The sequence below is a fragment of the Alistipes indistinctus YIT 12060 genome (genome assembly GCF_025144995.1).
In the GTDB taxonomy this organism is placed as follows: Bacteria; Bacteroidota; Bacteroidia; order Bacteroidales; family Rikenellaceae; genus Alistipes_A; species Alistipes_A indistinctus.
The window spans coordinates 759,857-778,697 of record NZ_CP102250.1; the positions used below are offsets into that span (position 1 = coordinate 759,857).

Sequence of the window (18,841 nt, forward strand, 5' to 3'; positions counted from 1 at the left end):
TTCGCAACGGTTAATGATCCAGGCGGAATGCCCGCAGGCGGTCGTCCAGCACTCCGTACAAATCTTCACTCATGCGCGAACAACAGGCCCGGATACCCTGTTGCTCGCTGCCGGTGGTGGAGAGCGAAATCGAACTGATCCCGTAATAAAGCAGTTCGCGCATCAGCTCGCCGCAAGGCATCCCGCCGTATCCGATCGTAAAGAAGAACCCGTCCGAGATCGCCCGGTCGATATCCTTGTCATAAACGACATGAAAGCCGTGTTTCTCGAAAAGGTCTTTCATCCTGCGGGAACGGCGGGCGTACTCCGAAGTCTCCTTCACGAAATCGAACCGGCCCTCGGTTGCGGCCCGCAACATGGCAGCGTAGCCGAATTGGGTCGAGTGCGTGATGCCCGAGGTAATCATATAAAGGATCGACCCGATGAGCGTCGGTCCGAAAATTCCCGCCCCGGCATACCTTTCGGCCAAAGCCGGGAAACGGCGCCCGAACAGGCTGTCGGAGATACAGAGCATAGCCGCGCGCTGGCCGGCATAGCTGAATATCTTCGAAGAGGAAAGCATCAGGATGTAATTGTCGGTATAGCGTGCGGCCGTAGGAATATAAGGCGGTTCAAACGGACGGCCGAAGTCGCTGCGGAAGTCCATGCCGAAATAAGCGAGGTCTTCCAACACGACGGCACCATACCGGGTAGCCAGTTCGCCCAACACCTGCAGTTCACTTTCCGTCAGCGAAATCCAAGCCGGGTTATTGGGATTCGAATAGATAATCCCGGCGATATTCCCCTTTTCGAGATAACTTTCCAACTTCGCCCGCAGTTTCTCGCCCCGGAAATCGTGTACGTCGAACTGCACATGCGGAATACCGAGTACTTTGAGCTGCGACTTTTGAATGGGAAAACCGGGATCGATGAAAAGAACGGTATTCTTCCCCGGATCACACTGGGTACAGGCGATGAACGATCCGAACGACCCGGCCACCGACCCGGTTACCGGGACACAGGCCGCCGCCGAAATATCGACATCCAGAAAAGCTTTCACAAAACGGGACGCCTCCGTTTTAAGCTCCGGAATGCCTTCGGCCGCCGGATAAATGGCCGGAATCCAAGTATCGAGCGCCTGTTTCTCGGCTTCGGTACCGATCCTGCACGGTTCCAAACCCGGCACGCCCTGGTCCATCCGGATAAACGGGATGCCCGTCAGCTCCTCCAGGCGAGAAGCCAACAACACGACCTGCCCGATCGTCGCTTGCTCCAGATCGGTGATTTTCAACTCGTCGACCACCCGGTCGACGAGTTCTTGGCTGTATACCCTATTTTGCATGAGCCGCCGAATTTACCTGGTGCTCGCCAGCTTCCCGTCCCACCCGGAAAGCCAACCGGTTCATCTCTACGATCCGATCTCCTTTTGAAGCGAAAAAATCCGCCACAACAGCTTCCAACAGCTCCGCATCGAACCCCAGCACGACCGAAGCAGCCCCGAGCAACACCATATTCACGGCCCGGGGAACCGAATTCTCTTTTGCCAACGCATCGGCGTCGATCAGGATCACCCGGGGCTGCGTGCGCAACGCATCGAGCAGAGCCGTATGGTCGGGGTAATTGGGAATATTGACGAACGGGGCGGCATTGGTCACGATCCACCCCCCGTCCGAAAGATAAGGCAGGTAGCGGAGCGCTTCCATCGGCTCCAACGCGAGAATGGCGCCGGCTTTACCCTTGGGAATCAGGTCGGAATGGATCGGCGAGGAACTCAGCCGCAAGTTCGACTGCACGTCGCCCCCGCGCTGGCTCATGCCGTGCACTTCGGCCTGCTTGACATGCAGTCCCTTACGCAGGGCGGCTTCCCCGATGATGGCGGCGATGGAGAGGATGCCCTGTCCCCCGACGCCGGAAAGGATAATATCCAGTTTCATGTTATGCTTTCGATTTCTTAAGATTTCTTTTCAGGGTCTGGATGCATTCGCGCCGGGGTATGATGACCGATACGCCCGGGTATTCGATCTCCTCGCGCAACACGTTGCGGATTTCGTCGTAGTTTTTAGCCATGGGTACCACCACGCGCACATGCTCCTTCTCGACGCCCACGCCCAGGCAAATGGCTTCCAGCTTCCCGGTGCCGGCCGAGTCCTGACCGCCGGTCATGGCCGTAGTCAGGTTGTCCGAAATCACCACGGTAATGTTAGCCCGTGAATTCACGGCATCCAGCAGGCCCGTAATGCCCGAATGCGTGAAAGTCGAATCCCCGATCACGGCAATGGAGGGAAACAGTCCGCCGTCGGCAGCCCCTTTGGCCATCGTGATCGAAGCCCCCATGTCCACACAAGAGTCAATCGCCCGGAAAGGCGGCAGGGCTCCGAGGGTATAGCAACCGATATCACTGAATATCTTGCTATTTTCATACTCCTTAGCCACTTCGTTAAGCATCTCGTACACGTCGCGGTGGCCGCAACCGGCACACAACGCGGGCGGCCGGGGAACCACACGCGCACAGGCATCGGCCACAGGAGCGGCCGGCAATCCCAAAGCCGCACGTACATTGTCCGGGGTCAACTCGCCCGCACGGGGCAACTCGCCGCTCATGCGGCCTTTGATCTTGCCGCTCTCGTCCAGCAACCCGCGCAGTTGCTCTTCGACGAACGGCTGGCCGTCCTCGAGCACCAAAATTTCATCGCATTCGGCCACCATGCGGCGAAGCGTCTCCACCGGCAGTGGATATTGCGAAATTTTCAACACCGTCCGTCCGCAACCTTCCGGATAATTCTCCATCAGGTAATTGTAAGCAATACCGCAGGCGACCACTCCCCGGCGGTCGCCCGGCCGGTAGCTGTTGTAAGGCGATGCGCCTGAAAGCCGCTGCAAATCGGCCTGAACAGCCAGCAATTCGTTATAACGGCGGCGGGCATTGACCGGCAACAGCACCCAACGGGCACGGTCTTCGGGGAAAGAGAGCGGGTTCTCATCCCGGGGAACGGCAGGAACCACTACGGCGCGGGAATGGGCCATACGGGTAGTCAGCCGCATCAAAACCGGAAGTTTCACGCGTTCCGACAGATCGAAAGCATCGCGTACCATATCGTAAGCCTCCTGCTGGGACGAAGGTTCGAAAATGGGGACCATGGCGAATTTGCCGTAGAAACGGGAGTCCTGTTCGTTCTGCGAGGAGTGCATCGACGGGTCGTCGGCCACCAGCACGACCAACCCGCCATGGGTTCCGGTCATGGCCGAATTGACGAAGGCGTCTGCCGCCACGTTCAGACCCACATGCTTCATGCAGACCAAAGCGCGCTTACCGATGAAGGAGACCCCCAGAGCGGCTTCCATAGCCGTCTTTTCGTTCGTGCACCAATCGCAATATACTCCCCGGCCCCGGCCCAGGGGAGAACTTTGGATGTATTCGGTGATTTCGGTGGAAGGTGTGCCGGGATAGGCGTACACGCCCGAAATCCCTGCATGCAGGGCGCCCAGCGCCACGGCCTGGTCGCCCAATATCAACAGTTTATCTTTCATGATTCGATTAAAGTAAAAGCATCGGCATCCCGAAGGGCCGGAAATTTAGCCCGGAACGCTTCCAAGGCCTTCAGGTCGGCTTCACCCTGAACGGCCTCTTCACGACCGGGAGTCGCGGCCGCGACGGTTTCGCCCAGAAAACCGATCAGCGCACTCGAACCGTCATAGGCCAAGGCCGGATCGTCACCCGTGCGGTTGACTCCCGCGACATAGCATTGGTTCTCGACGGCACGGGCCCTCAACAGTGCATTCCACGCCGAAATACGCACCGTCGGCCAGTTGGCGACATAAAGAATCATGTCGTAATCGCCCCGGTTGCGGGCGAAAACCGGAAAACGCAGGTCATAACACACCTGCAACAGGATGCGGAACCCGCAATGCTCCACAACGACACGTTCCGTACCGGCGGTATAGCGCTTGTCTTCCCCGGCGAAGGAGAACAGATGCCGTTTGTCGTAAGTGGCGTAACTGCCGTCGGGCTTGACAAAATAAAACCGGTTGTAGTAGCGGCCGTCGGCCTCGGTAGCGACACTACCGCCCACGGCCGCGTTCCTCGCGGCCGCCACGGAGCGCATCCAGGCAAGAGTCTCGCTATCGGCAGGTTCGGCCGTTTCGGTTGGATCGGTACAAAAACCGGTCGTGAACATCTCGGGAAGCACGATCAGGTCGGCCGCCGGAAGGTCCGAAATCAATTCTTCGGCCCGGCGGCGGTTGGCCCGAGGGTCTTTCCAGCGGATATCGGTTTGGAGCAAAGATATCTTCATACGGGTTATTAACACGATTTTGAGTCAATAAAGTTACTCAATATTCTGAATATAACAACTTGTTGAATTTTCAAGATACGACGGATCGGTAACCTGCACTTGGTTTTACGGCACGAAAACTGTTAGAGATCAGAAGTAAATTTCCCAAAACCCCGCGACAATGGCTAAAAGTAAAAACATTACGACCATGCAGCTCGCGCTGATGACGGCAGCGGCCGTGATCAGCCTGCGCGGGCTGCCGATGATGGCCCAGGAAGAGCTTACGATGTTCTTCTACATTTTCTTCGCGACCTTTCTGTTCCTCATTCCCGCCGCACTGGTCGGAGCCGAACTGGGCAGCGCATTCGCCTCCCGAGGCGGAGGCGTCTACTCCTGGGTGAAAGAGGCTTTCAACCCGCATCTGGGCTTTACGGCCATCTTCCTCCAGTGGATTCAGAACGTGGTGTGGTACCCCACCGTCCTGGGATTTGCCGCCGCATCCATCGCGTACATGATCGGGGTACCCGACCTTGCGCAAAACGGCGTTTTCGTCGGACTCTTCTCGATCATTATGTACTGGTTCGCCACATGGGTGACGCTCAAGGGCACATCGACCGTCTCCGGAATCACGAGCAAGGGCTTTATCATCGGAACCGTACTGCCCGGCGTGGTCATCATCGCACTGGCCTTGATCTGGGTATTGGGCGGTAACGAAATCGCCTTCCAGCACATTCCGGAAAAGGTTTCGCAGGTCGTTAACGCCAGCGCAGGACACGCCCATCCCCGCCTTTTCCCGCACATCACGGGCATGAACGACATCGCTTTCCTGGCGGGAATCCTGCTGCTTTTCGCCGGCGTCGAAGTTCATGCGGTCCATGCCCCCGAACTGAAACAACCGCAAAAACAGTTCCCGCGCGCCATGTTCATAGCCGCTTTCATCTCGTTCGGGCTGTTCACGCTGGGTTCGCTGGCCGTAGCCATTATCACGCCTTACAACCAGATTAATCTCCAGTCGGGGTTGTTCACCACGTTCGACATCGCATTCAAGCATTACCATGTCGGTTGGCTGACCAATGTCCTGAGCCTGCTGATCGCATTCGGCGCGCTGGCAAGCGTAATGTCATGGATCTCGGGTCCCAGCCGCGGCCTGCTCTGGACGGCTAAAGAGGGTCAACTGCCCGATTTTATGAAAAAGACCAATAAAAACGGCAGTCAGATCAACATCCTGCTCATCCAGGGTTGTATCGTTACCGTACTCTCGTCGCTCTACATCGTGATGAAAGACGTGAGCGTGGCTTTCTTCCTGCTGAGCGCTCTGACCATCGGCCTCTACCTGATTATGTATATGCTGATGTATGCTGCCGGCATCCGCCTACGCTATACGCAACCCCAACTGCCCCGCAGCTACCGTGTACCGGGTGGCAACGCCGGGATGTGGATCATCGGCGGGGGCGGCTTCCTGGCCGTGCTGTTCGCTTTCACCGTGACATTTTTCCCGCCGTCACAGTTACCTGTAGGCAGTCCGACGCTCTATACGGCACTGGTCGCCACCGGGACGGTCATATTCCTGGCCATCCCGATCATCATCAGCGTGGTAATGGGACGCCGCGACCGACGACAGCAACAGCAACAGCAACAGCAACAGCAAAACACACCAATCCAGTAGTTACGGATAGACAACGACAAAGCCATGCCGGTCTGTTGGATCTGCATGGCTTTATTCATGTTACCGGATATCCCGCAGCCAATAGCGTAGTCAAGTAGTCGCAAATCCGGATTATGGCCTGAATCCTCCGAAAAACCGCACCGATTTATGGCATTATTCCGGTCAGTTCATCATCCTGTACTGATTCGGGGTCTGGCCGACAATCCTTTTAAACAGCCGCGTGAAATGCTGCGGATATTTGAACCCGAGTTCGTAGGCAATCTCGCTGATCGACTTGCCCGTGTCGAACACCCGTTCCTTGGCCAGGTCGATCAGCTTCATCTGGATATGTTCCTGTGCCGTCCGGCCCGTCTCTTTTTTAATCAGGTCACCGAAATAGTTGGGCGAAAGATGCAATTTCCCGGCACAGTATCCCACCGACGGCAATCCGATCTGCTGGGGCCGGTCCGAAACGAAGTATTCGTCGAGCACGTTTTCGAAACGCACCAGAATATCGCGGTTCACTTCGTTGCGCGTAATGAACTGCCGTTCGTAGAAACGCACGCAGTAATCGAGCAGCAACTCGATATTCATCGCGATAATCGTCTTGCTGTGACGGTCGACCCCATGTTGTAACTCGTGCCGGATCCGCCGCAGGCAATCCACGACGACCTGCCGCTCCTGCTCCGAAAGGTGCAGCGCCTCATTCACCTCATACGAGAAAAAGGTGTAATTTTTCATATTGCGTCCCAGCGAAGTCCCGCGGATCAGGTCGGGATGGAACAGCAGGGCCCATCCTTTGGGCTGGAACACCTCTCCGTTATCCTCGAAACCGATGACCTGACCCGGAGCGAGGCAAACGATCGTACCTTCCTGATAGTCGTAATACTCGCGCCCGTAGATCATATCGCCGCACTTGACCTCTTTCAGGAATACGGTATAAAATCCGTAGGTCTGGCGCTGGTGCGACAACCGACGGGCCTGCGACATGTCGATCACGCTGACCAGCGGATGCAGGGTTTCGACGCCCACGCGTTCGTTATACTGAAAAATATTTTCGATGTGTATGATCTTATCCATAGCTTTCGGATTTGGTTTCGTACAAATTTAATGTTTTTCACCGCGCCTGCATCGTTGCGGATGCGAAATCGGTAATCATGGTAAAAAACCCTGTAATGCGTCTACAAAACCGGCTGTAAGCATACCGTAATTTTGCTGCATCAACAGAACCAGGAGCACTACAACCGGAAAATGAAGTACGAAAACAGGGAGCCTGCCGCCCCGGATGTAATCCATCATCGCCCCGGGGAGAGTACAGCCTTCCGCAATGACGCCCGGAGACCGCCCCGACGCAACAGCGGACAAATACACGAAACTAAAACGCAATCATGAAAACAAAAATCATTTTAACCGCACTTACCGCAATGATGATTACACACGACGGCCTGAATGCCCAGACGGCGAAGGCCCCTAAAAAAATGTTGGTTGCCTACTTTTCACACAGCGGCAACACCCGTACCGTAGCCGAACAGATCCGGGAAGCGACGGGAGCGGATATTTTCGAGATAGAACCTGCCGCGGCCTACCCCACTAACTACCAGGCGGTAGTCGACCAGGCGAAGAAAGAGGTGAACTCCGGCTTCAAACCGGCCCTGAAATCAAAACCCGAAAACCTCGGAAAATACGACATCATTTTCGTCGGATCACCCTGTTGGTGGTACACGATCGCGCCGCCGGTCGCGACTTTCCTCTCTTCGTACGACCTCTCGGGTAAGACCATCGCCCCGTTCATGACGCACGAAGGCAGCCGCATGGGGCACAGCGAAGCCGATATCAAAAAACTGTGTGCAGGCGCGACTTTGCTTCCGGGATTGCCTGTCCGGGGCGGCAGCGTGCAAGAGGCCGCTCCGGAAGTGGCCAAATGGTTGCGAAGAATCGGAGTGATCGAATAAATTTTATTATATTGCCAAGAGGACACCGACACGATAACAAGAGTACTATAACAAGCGGGGTACACGGGACATTCCCGCATTTACGGGCCAAACAGCACGGACATTCACAGCCGGAAGCACCAAGGTCTTGCACGGATGATTGTGCCCGGTTTCAGACAAACAATATATACATTCGTTGTTATGAACGCTACGTTTACTTTTTTGACTCCTGCAACCGGATAAACCTATGCTGCGAAAAATAAGAATCACGGCTGCTGCCGTCTGTTGTATGTTGATCACGCTGCTGTTCCTCGACTTCACGGGAACGCTCCACGCATGGTTCGGATTTCTGGCAAAAATACAGTTCCTGCCCGCACTGCTTGCCCTGAACTTCGGCGTGGTTGCAGCACTGATCGTACTCACGTTGCTGTTCGGACGCGTCTACTGTTCGGTGATCTGCCCGCTGGGCGTGATGCAGGATGCGGTTTCGTGGATCGCGGGAAAACGAACGAAAAACCGGTTCCGCTACTCACCGGCCCTCTCGTGGTTGCGGTACGGTGTGCTCGCGCTTTTCATCGCAGCCGCCGTGGCCGGAATCGGCTCTTTCGTCGCACTGCTGGCACCCTACAGCGCTTACGGGCGCATTGTCTCGAATCTCATCGCACCGCTGTACCTCTGGGGCAACAATCTGCTCGCCTACCTGGCCGAACGGGCCGGCAGCTATGCGTTTTACAGGGCCGACGTATGGATGAAGGGAATCGCCACGCTGGCCGTAGCGGCCGGAACATTCATTATTTTAGCAGTAGTAGCATGGCATAACGGTCGTACCTACTGCAACACGATTTGCCCGGTGGGGACGGTATTGGGACTCTTCTCACGTTTTTCTCTGCTGGCTCCGGTCATCGACACCTGCAAATGCAACGGCTGCGGCCTGTGCGCACGCAACTGCAAAGCGTCGTGTATCGACCCGAAAGCGCACCGCATCGACCTGAGCCGTTGTGTTGCCTGCATGGATTGCATCGGGAAATGCCGCCAACAGGCCATCCATTACCGATTGCGCACCGGCAACGCGCCGTTCCGCGCCCACCCTGTCGAGCCGCCACAACAACCAGCAAAAAAACAGATCCAAGCGGAAACGGATACAACATCCTCCCCGATACCACCGGAAACCGGAAGAACAAGGGATGCAACCGTGCAAACCCAATCCCGACCGGCTAGCCAAGATGCCCAAGTGCGGGAAGGGTTATCTTCAAACGAAACTTCGGCTCCCGGCATTTCCCGGCGCAATTTTCTGTCACTGACGGCGATGCTGACCGCAGGATCGTTCGTACGGGCGCAGGAGATGAAGGTCGACGGCGGTCTGGCTGCTATCGAGGAGAAAAAAATTCCGAACCGCACCACACCGCTCGTTCCCGCCGGGGCCCGAGGCCTGTGGCACATGGCGCGGCATTGTACGGGTTGCCAGCTCTGCGTGGCGGTCTGCCCGAACGGGGTCCTGCGCCCTTCATCGGCGCTGGCGACCCTGATGCAGCCCGAAATGTCCTACGAACGCGGATATTGCCGCCCCGAATGCACCAAATGCGCGGAAGTATGTCCCGCCGGAGCAATCCATGAAATCACCCCGGCCGACAAATCCGCCATTCAGATCGGGCATGCAGTCTGGATCAGGGAGAACTGCGTGCCGCTGCGCGACGGGGTGGACTGCGGCAATTGCGCACGCCACTGTCCGACGGGAGCGATCCTGATGGTGCCTTCCGATCCGGAGATGTCCGATTCGCCGAAAATCCCGGCCGTCAACGAAGAAAAGTGTATCGGCTGCGGAGCCTGTGAAAACCTATGCCCGGCACGGCCTTTCAGCGCGATCTATGTCGAAGGGCACCGCCGGCACAGAATTATCTAAGCGAACGAACGATGGAGACGAAAGACAGCAAACGCATGAATCGCAGGGCATTCCTCAAAGCGTTGGGAGACGGGTCCGCCCGCCTGGCGGGGGCCTCCGCAATCGCCGGTACGGTCGCTGCGTTGGCCGGATGCGGACCGAAACACCGCGAAGGTACCGCAGCAGCCCCCGGAGAAGTTCCCACAGACAAGATGACCTACCGGACCAATCCGCACACCGGCGACCGGGTATCGCTGCTGGGCTACGGCTGCATGCGCTGGCCGACCCGGCCGCGCAGCGACGGCAAAGGCGACGAAGTGGACCAGGAAACGGTGAACGAGCTGGTCGATTATGCCATCGGACACGGCGTAAACTATTTCGACACATCGCCGGTCTATGTGCAGGGACTTTCGGAACGGTCGACCGGCATTGCACTGAGCCGTCATCCCCGCGACAAATATTTCCTGGCGACGAAGCTCTCGAATTTTTCGAATTACACGCGTGAAAATTCGCTGGCCATGTACCGCCGTTCGCTCGAAGAGTTGCAAACGGACTATTTCGACTACTACCTGCTCCACTCGGTCGGCGGCGGCACGGGGATTCCGCTGGTGCGGGCCCGTTATTTCGACAACGGCATGATGGATTTCCTGCTCCGCGAACGCGAAGCGGGGCGCGTACGTAACCTGGGCTGGTCGTTCCACGGCGATGTCCGGGTGTTCGACTACATGCTTTCGCTCGACATCCCGTGGGATTTCGTGCAGATCCAGATGAACTACGCCGACTGGCGGCATGCGCAAGGACGCAACGTCAACGCCGAATACCTGTACGGCGAACTGGAGAAACGGAATATTCCGGTGGTCATCATGGAACCGCTGCTGGGGGGACGCCTGACGCGACTGAACGACCATCTGGTAAGCCGACTCAAAACACGCCGCCCGGACCAAAGCGTCGCGTCGTGGGCTTTCCGTTTCGCGGGCTCGTTTCCCGGCGTGCTGACCGCCCTGAGCGGCATGACCTATATGGAACACCTGCAGGACAACATCCGCACCTACTCCCCGCTGGAACCATGCTCCGAAGAGGAGTTCGCACTGCTCGAGGAGACCGCCCGGATGATGCTCGAATATCCCACCATTCCGTGCAACGACTGCCAATACTGCATGCCGTGCCCTTACGGAATAGATATCCCGGCCATCCTGCTGCACTACAACCGCTGCATCAACGAGGGGAACATTCCCCACAGCCGGCAGGATGGAAATTACCGCAAGGCGCGCCGGGCATTCCTGATCGGTTACGACCGCAGTGCGCCGCGCCTGCGGCAGGCCAGCCATTGCATCGGCTGCGGCCAATGCACGCCGCACTGTCCGCAGAGCATCGATATCCCGCAAGAACTGCACCGCATCGACGACTTCGTCGAACGACTCAAACAGGGCACGCTATAACCTACCGACATCCGATAAAGTCCGACGAGTATGCAAGTCTTTCTCTCCATGGTATGAATCTTGCCGTAGTATAAATTAAAACATTCCTAAATACGACATGCCATGAAACGAAATGAACATGCTAACACTCCCGCCGCAGGAAAATCCATCGCCGGCCCCTGCCATCCGAAAGTCAAGACGCAACTCACGCTGAACGACCTCGGCAAGGAGAAAATCCACAAAAGCCACGAAGTCACCCAAACCCAGCTCGAACAGGACGTGGTGACCGTCAATCCCGACATCAACAGCATGGAGAGCCGCGGATAAAAAACAGTGTATCCGGCTTTTTTAAAATATTCAATAGCCCGACACCTAACAAAAAGCCAGTTACGACGGGCATTCCAGAAGGAATGCCCGTATTTTTTTCGCGTAGAGCACATTCATCGGATCGAAATTTTAAAAATATTTATTTGCATCATCTTGTCTCAAAGTGTTTTGCAATACAGAATTGTATATTATATTGTAATCACCAATCATTATCCTCAAAACACTCGAATCCATGAAAAGACTATTGCTCATCGCTGCCTGCCTGGCTTTTCTGGCGGGTTGCACGAAAGAAGACAACGTAGTCCGACAAAAGGCGAATCTGGCCACGAAGGCTACACAGGCACATCTGAATATCCAATTTATGAGTTTTGGAAACACGCTGAATTTTTACATCCCGGAATGGGACCGATACGAACTGACCCGGGTGGCCATCACTCTTTACAATGTCTATATCTGGCCGGGAGCAGAATCTCCGCCCATTTTTAACACGTCCACATGGCAATATGTCACATCTCAAGTTATCATAGCTGAAGCTTCGTTATCCGAAAACGCTTTAATCCATTTGACTCCCGAGAGTTATATGGATGCAAACAGTGTCAACATTCGGAGTAATGGAAACTATTCCTTTGCCTGGACCGTCACTGGCATAAATACAGGTTCATCCGGCTCCGGTGGCGGCGACAGCGGTGGCGGCACTAATCCTCCCGGAGGCGGAGGTAACGGAGGATGCGATTCATGTCCCGCAAGAAGCGTATTCAATGTACCGGAACAATAAATATTATCAAAGCCGGTAGGCGCAGTCAGTATAGCCAAAGAAGGGCGCAGAAAAGTCTGCGCCCTTCTTGTTATTTATCCATCCGGACAACCTATAGCTTCTCCACCCGGCGGAAATTGGGTGCAAGCCATTGCATAACACCCCAACTGATGATATAAGCCGTGGCGCAAATGATGAACATGATTCCGTAACCCACGGTGATATCGCCGAGCGCTTTGTAATGGTCGAACAACCCGCCTGCCAGCTTCGCGATCAGGATGCCGCCCACGGCCCCGCCCATGCCGCCGATACCGGTTACGGTAGCCACAGCGCGCTTGGGAAACATGTCGGATACGGTCGCAAACAGGTTCGCGGCAAATGCACAGTGTGCCGCGCAGGCAATGCTGATAATCAGAATCGCATACCACATATTCACATCGCCGGCCGCCTGTGCGAAAAGAACCAGCAGCGGCAACAGGGCGTAAAGCAACATGGAACGCTTGCGGGCGCGCCCAGCCCCCATTCCCCGGTCGATAAACAGCTTGGGAAGCCAACCGCCGCCGATGCTGCCGATGCTCGACAGTGCATAAACGACGATCAGCGGCAACGACACCTGCATACCCTTGAGACCGTATTGCGCCTCCAAAAACGCCGGCAGCCAAAAGAGAAAGAACCACCAGACAGGATCGGTCATGAACTTACCCACGACGAAGGCCCAGGTTTGCCTGCGGCGCAGTAACTGCCCCCAAGTCACATGTTGTTTATTCTCCTGTGCACTCCCTTCGTCTGCGGCCTCAGCATCCGCGGCAGCGGTTTCAGCCGTAACCGGCGCAGCCGCGCCAGTCACTGCCCGCGCAGCCAGCTCGGCAGGTGTCAGGCCCGTGCGGATATAATCGTATTCGGCACGGCTCAACCGTTTGTGACTGGCCGGATCATGATAGAGAAGAGCCCAAAAAATCAGCCAGACGAAACCGACGGCGCCGGTCAGGATGAATGCCCATTGCCACCCCCAATGAATGGCGATCCAGGGGACCAACAGCGGTGCCACGATCGCGCCGATCATCGCGCCCGAATTATAAAGTCCGGTGGCCAGTGCCCGTTCCTTCTGCGGGAACCATTCGGCCACCGTTTTATTAGCTGCCGGGAAGTTGCCCGATTCGCCGACACCCAGCAGAGCCCGGGCAATTGCAAAGCCTGCGGTTCCGGTAGCAAAACCGTGCAGTACGGCAGCCATGCTCCAGACGGCTAAAGAGAGGCCGTAGCCCAACTTCGTCCCGACCCAGTCGATCACGCGGCCTACAAACAGCAAACTCAGCGCATAGGCCAATTGGAAACAGACGATGATATTGCCGTAATCGCTCTCGGTCCAGTGCAGATCGGCGGTGAGGGTCTCTTTGAGCAGGCCGATAACGGCCCGGTCGAGGTAGTTGATGGTCGTGGCGAAGAAGAGCAGCGAGCAGATTACCCAACGGTAACGCCCTACCGATTCGCCCACGCGGTTCAGCAGGTTAGTGGTGGTTTTCATATTCAATGGAGTTGTTTAGCCCGGTTAGTATTTTCCGTACTCCATCAGCGTATCCCACATCGCCCAGAAGTTGGCTCCCGACACATCATCCTGAATGTTGTGCACCGGAGCGAACACAAACCCGCCGCCCGGAGCCATGATATCGAGAATACGCTTCACTTCGTCACGCACCTCGTCGGGCGTACCTTTGCACAGCGTCGACTGGGTGTCGATACCGCCGCCCCAGAAGACCAGGTCCTTGCCGAATTCCTGCTTCAGCTCTTTGAGGTCCATGTCCTTGGCCGTAAACTGTACCGGATTGTAAATATCGAGACCCGCTTCGATCAAATCGGGAAGGATGGGACGCACAGAACCGCATGTGTGCATAAAATTCTTCGCATGGGGCATCCGCTTCTTGTTGTTGGCCCAGATACGTTTAAAACGCGGAATCACCAGCCGGCGCAGGTCGTCGGGGGCGATGAGCGTCGAGCGCTGCGTTCCCAAATCGTCGCATTCGGACATCACCTGTATCTTATCTTCGAGACCCTGCTCCTGGATCCAGTCGAACAACGAGTTCCAGTAGTCGATCTTGTGTTGGGTGATCTGCTCGAGTAACTCCTCGGCACCTTCCGGATCGAGCAGCAGATCCATATACCATTTTTCGTAACCGCGGATGCGCAGCGACATTTCGGTCAGGCCCGCACAGTTGCGGTCGGCAATGCCGCAATAATCGCCCAGGAAAGGCGCCTGCTCGGCGATATCCGCCTTCATACGATCCACATAATCGGCCCAATCAGGCACATGCCAATGCTTGAGCCCTTCGGTAATCGAATCGTACTGTTCGAGCGGATGGGTAAATTGGTTATAATAAAAATCCTTGGTTTCATCGAGCTTCCAAAGGCAATCCCAGTGGTCTACGAGCGACCAGACGCTTCCTTCCTTGGTGCGTATCTTTTCGTAATCGATTACCCGGCGGGCGCCGATCCGACGCGTATCCGACTTGAGTTTTACAAGCGTCTCTTCCACAGGGGTAACGATCTGCGAAATGGGATCGACCTCCTTGGCGTCATATTCGGTCGAAAGACCGCGTTCTTTCATCGCATTGAGAAAAGCTCCCTTGCAAATTCCGGTGACCGTGGTTCCCGCCAGGTCATACGGCACACGGTCGGGCTCCTGGTGGTTGAGCGCCTTGATCATGCGTTCTCTGCTGTTCATCATGGTGGTTGGTTTAGGTTTTTATTGAATATGTATTTATAGGTTTATCGGCCTATTTTCCATGCGTCATTTCCCGCCTGAACCGTTTATTCCAGGCTAAAAAACGCCGTATGCCGCAGTTCCTGCTATCCCGATCCATTGAGGTGCCGGACGGATCAACTGTATTTGACCGTAAAACTGTCGACAGAGGCGACCTCTTCGGCAAAAACAGCGGCATGGGCAGGATCCACCTCACGAAGGTTCGCTTCGAGGTGCTCCAGTCGGCTGGCCGTCACTTCCGGCACCACACAGGGTGAAAGAGCGAGCATCCATCCCAACACGAGCTGCGAGGGCGTATACCCCCATTCAGCAGCCCGGCGGCGCAGCAATTCCAGCAATTTATCGCTGTGTTCGCTGCGGTATTGAACCGGAACGGGTATCTCCGGCTTCTCGTACAAGCCGCCCAACAACGGGGAGTAGGCCATCAGCAACACCCCATGACGCGCACAAAAATCGGTTTGTTCGGGTGTCAGCGGCAATTGTGTGCCGAAATCCGCACCCACAACGGGCTGTAGATATGAAAAACGCTGCTGCAATACTACATAATGCGGCAATCCGGCAGCACGCGCCATCAATTCAGCTTCGGCCAGCCGCCACGCCTGGTGGTTGCTGGCCCCGATGCAGCGGACTTTACCGTCACGGATCAGCTTGTCGAATGCACGGAGCGTCTCTTCGACCGGGGTACCGGCATCTTCAGCGTGCGCAAAGTAGATATCGATGTAATCGGTGCCCAACCTCCGCAGGCTCTTTTCGCATTCGGATACGATCACGTCTGCGCGCAGACTGCGCGGCACGTCCCCGTAGGGGAAGCCCACTTTCGAAGTAACCACGAAGCGGTCACGCGGACGGTCCTTCAGCCACCGACCGATCACCCGTTCGCTTTCGCCGCCGCTGAATCCTTCGATCCACGAGGCATACTTGTTAGCCGAATCGAGGAAATTACCGCCCCGGTCGGCATAGGCATCCAACAGCGTGAGCGAAGTATCCACCGGCACCTTGCTGCCGAAATACATGGTTCCAAGGCAATAACTGCTGACTTGCAGTTCGGCCGAAGGAATTTCGATGCGTCTCATAAGGAAGAATTTATGAAAATCTATACGCCAATTGAGAAATTTTCACACAAAGATATAAAATCCATCGGGGAAACAAAACCCCCTCAGATGTGTAAAAGAAGTAGAAAATCGCAAAAAAAAGCTATCTTTACTCACTTAATTTTTCTAACCTGATTGTATGAACCGCAAAACCACCACCCGGAACAGTAAACTGCTCCTCTTTTCCTGTGCGGTACTGCTTAGTGCCGCCTTCTTCTGCACAGGATGCTCATCCCAGTCCCGCTCTTTCGACCAAATGCGCCTGGCATTCCGTGAAACGCTGGTCGGTCCTCCCGGACTCGACCTGAACGACAGCGCGGTGATCCACCGCATCGACCGCGTGGACGGACTCACGAAGGAGTACTGGACATCGATGAACAAAACCCCGGACCGTACATGGCTCTGGGAAGATTGCAACGTGGAAGGCATATCGACCATCACCCTGGTCCCGTACAGCCGCCTTTATTACATGGCCCTGGCCGTATCGACGCCCGGATCGGAATTCTACGGCAACGATTCGCTCAAACGGGACGTCATCGACGGCATGGACTGGATGGAGGCCAACCGCTACAATCCTTCGATCCCGCTCTACGACAACTGGTGGATGTTCGTCATCGGCACGCCGCTCAACATCACGCGCGTCATGACGCTGCTGTATGACGACCTGACGCCCGAACAACGGGCCCGCTACGAAGCGGCGATGAACCATTACGCTCCCGACGTAACCTACGAAGGCGCGGCCACCGGGGCCAACAAAGTATGGCAGTGCGCCGCGATGGCCGCCCGCGGATTCCTCACGCAGGACCCGGCGAAACTGGATATGGCCGTCAAAGGGCTGGAAACCGAATTCAAAACAGTCACTACGAGCGATGGCTTTTACGAAGACGGTTCGTTCGTACAGCACCAGTGGCATCCTTATACCGGAGGCTACGGGCGCTCGCTGCTCGAAAACCTGGTCAACATGATCGAAATCGTGCACGGTTCGCAATGGGAGATCCCCCAGGCACAGATGGAGATGCTCTATGGCTGGGTACGCAATGCCTATGAGCCGCTCCTCTACCGGGGGGCCTTCATGGACATGGTGCGCGGCCGCGAAATGTCCCGCCCCGGGGCCGGCGACCGCGGTACGGGACACAGCATCATGCAGCAGCTTTTCCGGCTGTCGCAGCTCTCGACACCGACCGAGAAAGCCTACCTGCAAAGTCTTGTCAAAGGACATGCCCTGGCAGACAGCCAGCGCGACATGATCGACGACATTCCATTCTACCTGATCGGGGAGTACCGGAAGATGATGGCCGACACGACCGTCCGTCCTCTCCCGACACCTACCCGGCACAAACTTTTTGCCGCGATGGACCGGGCCGTACACACCACTCCGCAATTTGCCGTGGGACTGGCCATGTCTTCCGCCCGCATTGAAAACTACGAAACGATCAACGGAGAAAACCTCAAAGGTTGGTACATCGGCGACGGCATGACCTACCTGTACGACAACGACCTACGGCAGTACAGCGAAAGCTTTTGGGCGACGGTCAATCCCTACCGCATGGCCGGCACCACGGTGGACACCCGCCCGCGCAAAGCCGAAACACTCCCGCTGGCACCGGGACTGCTCTACGCCGACGGCTACAAAAGCCCTCAGCATTGGGTAGGCGGCAGTTCGATCCTAGACCTCTACGCCAGCGAGGGCATGTGGCTCAACGGTTACGAAAGCTCGCTCGAAGCCAAAAAATCGTGGTTCATGTGCGGCGACCAGATCGTTGCACTGGGAGCCGGCATCAACAGCCGGGATAACCGCACGATCGAAACCATCGCCGAGAACCGCAAGATGAATCCCGGTGCAGCCTATCGCATCATACTGGGTAAAGCGGGAACGGCGGTAAGCGGGCAAACCGGGAAAGCGGGCACCGTTCCGGCCGAAGAGCTCGCTCCCGGGACCGAGAAACGCAACCGCCCCACCCCGTGGGCACACTTCGAAGGCATGGACGAAGCGACCTCGGTAGGCTACTGTTTTCCCGGCGAGGCAAATCTCTGCGCCCAGCGCGAAGAACGCACCGGAACGTGGATGCAGATCAACACGATGGTAAAAGACTCCACCCCCATCACGCGCGAGTATTTCTCGCTCTGGTTCGACCACGGGCGCAACCCTTCGGATGCCGCCTATGCCTACATCCTGCTGCCGAATCGCAGCGCTGCCCAGACGGCCGCCTATTCGGCCGCTCCGGATGCGGAGATCCTCGCCAATACGCCGCAGGTACAGGCCGTACATTTCAAAAACGCCGCCGTGACGGGCCTCAACTTCTGGCAGCCGTCCGCAAACCCGGTCGCGGGTGTAAGCGTCGATGCCCCGGCTTCGGTCACCATGCGTGAAGACGAAGAGGGATTGACGATAGGCGTTTCCGATCCGACCCAGCTCAACACCGGGAAGATCCGCATCACGCTCGACCGTGCAGTCGGCAAACCGGTAGAAGAGAATCCGAAAATCCGTGTGCTCTCTACGTCACCGCTGAGTTTCGAGGCCGACGTCAAAGATGCGTTGGGCGCTACCCGCGAAATCCGGTTCGCTTCGATTCAATAATGCTTTCGGATTCACCGATCCTGGGTCCCGATGATCTTTCACGGCATCGAGACTGCAACGGATCGGGACCGAAAAGAAAACTGATTTTCTGATCTCGCTACCGCGAGAAACCGATACGTCCCGATGAACTCCCGCCGAAGGGTACAGGTGTTCAGGACAGCTATCGGTTTTTCAAACGCGTCGGACTGTTTATACGAGGTATCTGCCGCT

15 protein-coding genes are annotated in these 18,841 nt (G+C 56.3%); 7 read left to right on the forward strand and 8 right to left on the reverse strand.

All coding sequences use genetic code 11. The features are described 5' to 3' along the window. Positions 1 to 10: 10 nt before the first annotated feature. The 4 genes from NQ495_RS03450 to NQ495_RS03465 are packed head-to-tail and all read right to left on the reverse strand — an operon-like array spanning position 11 to position 4,271. A complete protein-coding gene (locus tag NQ495_RS03450; protein ID WP_009134353.1) occupies positions 11 to 1,321 on the reverse strand; it encodes an aminotransferase class I/II-fold pyridoxal phosphate-dependent enzyme in 1,311 nt (436 codons plus the stop codon). Next, a complete protein-coding gene (locus NQ495_RS03455) occupies positions 1,311 to 1,913 on the reverse strand; it encodes an indolepyruvate oxidoreductase subunit beta (RefSeq protein ID WP_009134352.1) in 603 nt (200 codons plus the stop codon). The genes NQ495_RS03450 and NQ495_RS03455 overlap by 11 nt, the downstream gene beginning before the upstream one ends. Before the next feature lies 1 nt (position 1,914). Next, on the reverse strand, positions 1,915 to 3,507 hold the full coding sequence (locus NQ495_RS03460; RefSeq protein WP_009134351.1) for a thiamine pyrophosphate-dependent enzyme: 1,593 nt from the start codon (positions 3,505 to 3,507) through the stop codon (positions 1,915 to 1,917). Beyond that, on the reverse strand, positions 3,504 to 4,271 hold the full coding sequence (locus NQ495_RS03465; protein WP_009134350.1) for an amidohydrolase: 768 nt from the start codon (positions 4,269 to 4,271) through the stop codon (positions 3,504 to 3,506). The genes NQ495_RS03460 and NQ495_RS03465 overlap by 4 nt, the downstream gene beginning before the upstream one ends. Before the next feature lie 160 nt (positions 4,272 to 4,431). Between NQ495_RS03465 and NQ495_RS03470 the strand changes: the two genes are divergently transcribed. Beyond that, positions 4,432 to 5,916 (forward strand): amino acid permease, encoded by a 1,485-nt coding sequence (locus NQ495_RS03470; RefSeq protein WP_009134349.1) that lies wholly within the window; start codon positions 4,432 to 4,434, stop codon positions 5,914 to 5,916. A 162-nt stretch (positions 5,917 to 6,078) separates the two neighbouring features. On the opposite strand, the gene NQ495_RS03475 is transcribed toward NQ495_RS03470, so the two are convergent. Further along, the gene (locus NQ495_RS03475; protein WP_009134348.1) at positions 6,079 to 6,975 is read right to left on the reverse strand and encodes a helix-turn-helix domain-containing protein; all 897 of its coding nucleotides are present in this window, start codon (positions 6,973 to 6,975) and stop codon (positions 6,079 to 6,081) included. A 308-nt stretch (positions 6,976 to 7,283) separates the two neighbouring features. On the opposite strand from NQ495_RS03475, the gene NQ495_RS03480 reads away from it, so the two are divergent. From NQ495_RS03480 to NQ495_RS03500, 5 genes are all read left to right on the forward strand, one after another. After that, on the forward strand, positions 7,284 to 7,847 hold the full coding sequence (locus tag NQ495_RS03480; protein WP_009134347.1) for a flavodoxin: 564 nt from the start codon (positions 7,284 to 7,286) through the stop codon (positions 7,845 to 7,847). Positions 7,848 to 8,073: 226 nt separating this feature from the next. After that, on the forward strand, positions 8,074 to 9,726 hold the full coding sequence (locus NQ495_RS03485) for a 4Fe-4S binding protein (RefSeq protein ID WP_009134346.1): 1,653 nt from the start codon (positions 8,074 to 8,076) through the stop codon (positions 9,724 to 9,726). 11 nt (positions 9,727 to 9,737) lie between these two features. Further along, positions 9,738 to 11,144 (forward strand): aldo/keto reductase, encoded by a 1,407-nt coding sequence (locus NQ495_RS03490; protein WP_040294539.1) that lies wholly within the window; start codon positions 9,738 to 9,740, stop codon positions 11,142 to 11,144. Positions 11,145 to 11,246: 102 nt separating this feature from the next. Then, positions 11,247 to 11,450: a hypothetical protein gene (locus tag NQ495_RS03495; protein ID WP_009134344.1), complete on the forward strand. Its 204-nt coding sequence runs from the start codon at positions 11,247 to 11,249 to the stop codon at positions 11,448 to 11,450. 232 nt (positions 11,451 to 11,682) lie between these two features. Then, positions 11,683 to 12,225 (forward strand): hypothetical protein, encoded by a 543-nt coding sequence (locus NQ495_RS03500; RefSeq protein WP_009134343.1) that lies wholly within the window; start codon positions 11,683 to 11,685, stop codon positions 12,223 to 12,225. A 91-nt stretch (positions 12,226 to 12,316) separates the two neighbouring features. Here the strand turns inward: NQ495_RS03500 and NQ495_RS03505 are convergent, their stop codons facing one another. From NQ495_RS03505 to NQ495_RS03515, 3 genes are all read right to left on the reverse strand, one after another. Further along, a complete protein-coding gene (locus NQ495_RS03505) occupies positions 12,317 to 13,729 on the reverse strand; it encodes an MFS transporter (RefSeq protein ID WP_009134342.1) in 1,413 nt (470 codons plus the stop codon). A gap of 24 nt (positions 13,730 to 13,753) precedes the next feature. Beyond that, a complete protein-coding gene (locus NQ495_RS03510) occupies positions 13,754 to 14,926 on the reverse strand; it encodes a uroporphyrinogen decarboxylase family protein (protein ID WP_050808004.1) in 1,173 nt (390 codons plus the stop codon). Positions 14,927 to 15,078: 152 nt separating this feature from the next. Further along, on the reverse strand, positions 15,079 to 16,035 hold the full coding sequence (locus NQ495_RS03515; protein ID WP_009134340.1) for an aldo/keto reductase: 957 nt from the start codon (positions 16,033 to 16,035) through the stop codon (positions 15,079 to 15,081). Between the two features lie 157 nt (positions 16,036 to 16,192). Here NQ495_RS03515 and NQ495_RS03520 point away from each other — a divergent pair, with 157 nt between their 5' ends. Continuing rightward, positions 16,193 to 18,631: a polysaccharide lyase 8 family protein gene (locus tag NQ495_RS03520; protein ID WP_009134339.1), complete on the forward strand. Its 2,439-nt coding sequence runs from the start codon at positions 16,193 to 16,195 to the stop codon at positions 18,629 to 18,631. Positions 18,632 to 18,841: the final 210 nt, after the last annotated feature.

Excerpts from the sequence above, each read along its gene's own strand:
- NQ495_RS03450 (WP_009134353.1), bottom strand. The coding sequence starts at position 1,321 with ATGCAAAATAGGGTATACAGCCAAGAACTCGTCGACCGGGTGGTCGAC.
- NQ495_RS03455 (WP_009134352.1), bottom strand. The coding sequence starts at position 1,913 with ATGAAACTGGATATTATCCTTTCCGGCGTCGGGGGACAGGGCATCCTC.
- NQ495_RS03460 (WP_009134351.1), bottom strand. The coding sequence starts at position 3,507 with ATGAAAGATAAACTGTTGATATTGGGCGACCAGGCCGTGGCGCTGGGC.
- NQ495_RS03465 (WP_009134350.1), bottom strand. The coding sequence starts at position 4,271 with ATGAAGATATCTTTGCTCCAAACCGATATCCGCTGGAAAGACCCTCGG.
- NQ495_RS03470 (WP_009134349.1), top strand. The coding sequence starts at position 4,432 with ATGGCTAAAAGTAAAAACATTACGACCATGCAGCTCGCGCTGATGACG.
- NQ495_RS03475 (WP_009134348.1), bottom strand. The coding sequence starts at position 6,975 with ATGGATAAGATCATACACATCGAAAATATTTTTCAGTATAACGAACGC.
- NQ495_RS03480 (WP_009134347.1), top strand. The coding sequence starts at position 7,284 with ATGAAAACAAAAATCATTTTAACCGCACTTACCGCAATGATGATTACA.
- NQ495_RS03485 (WP_009134346.1), top strand. The coding sequence starts at position 8,074 with ATGCTGCGAAAAATAAGAATCACGGCTGCTGCCGTCTGTTGTATGTTG.
- NQ495_RS03490 (WP_040294539.1), top strand. The coding sequence starts at position 9,738 with ATGGAGACGAAAGACAGCAAACGCATGAATCGCAGGGCATTCCTCAAA.
- NQ495_RS03495 (WP_009134344.1), top strand. The coding sequence starts at position 11,247 with ATGAAACGAAATGAACATGCTAACACTCCCGCCGCAGGAAAATCCATC.
- NQ495_RS03500 (WP_009134343.1), top strand. The coding sequence starts at position 11,683 with ATGAAAAGACTATTGCTCATCGCTGCCTGCCTGGCTTTTCTGGCGGGT.
- NQ495_RS03505 (WP_009134342.1), bottom strand. The coding sequence starts at position 13,729 with ATGAAAACCACCACTAACCTGCTGAACCGCGTGGGCGAATCGGTAGGG.
- NQ495_RS03510 (WP_050808004.1), bottom strand. The coding sequence starts at position 14,926 with ATGATGAACAGCAGAGAACGCATGATCAAGGCGCTCAACCACCAGGAG.
- NQ495_RS03515 (WP_009134340.1), bottom strand. The coding sequence starts at position 16,035 with ATGAGACGCATCGAAATTCCTTCGGCCGAACTGCAAGTCAGCAGTTAT.
- NQ495_RS03520 (WP_009134339.1), top strand. The coding sequence starts at position 16,193 with ATGAACCGCAAAACCACCACCCGGAACAGTAAACTGCTCCTCTTTTCC.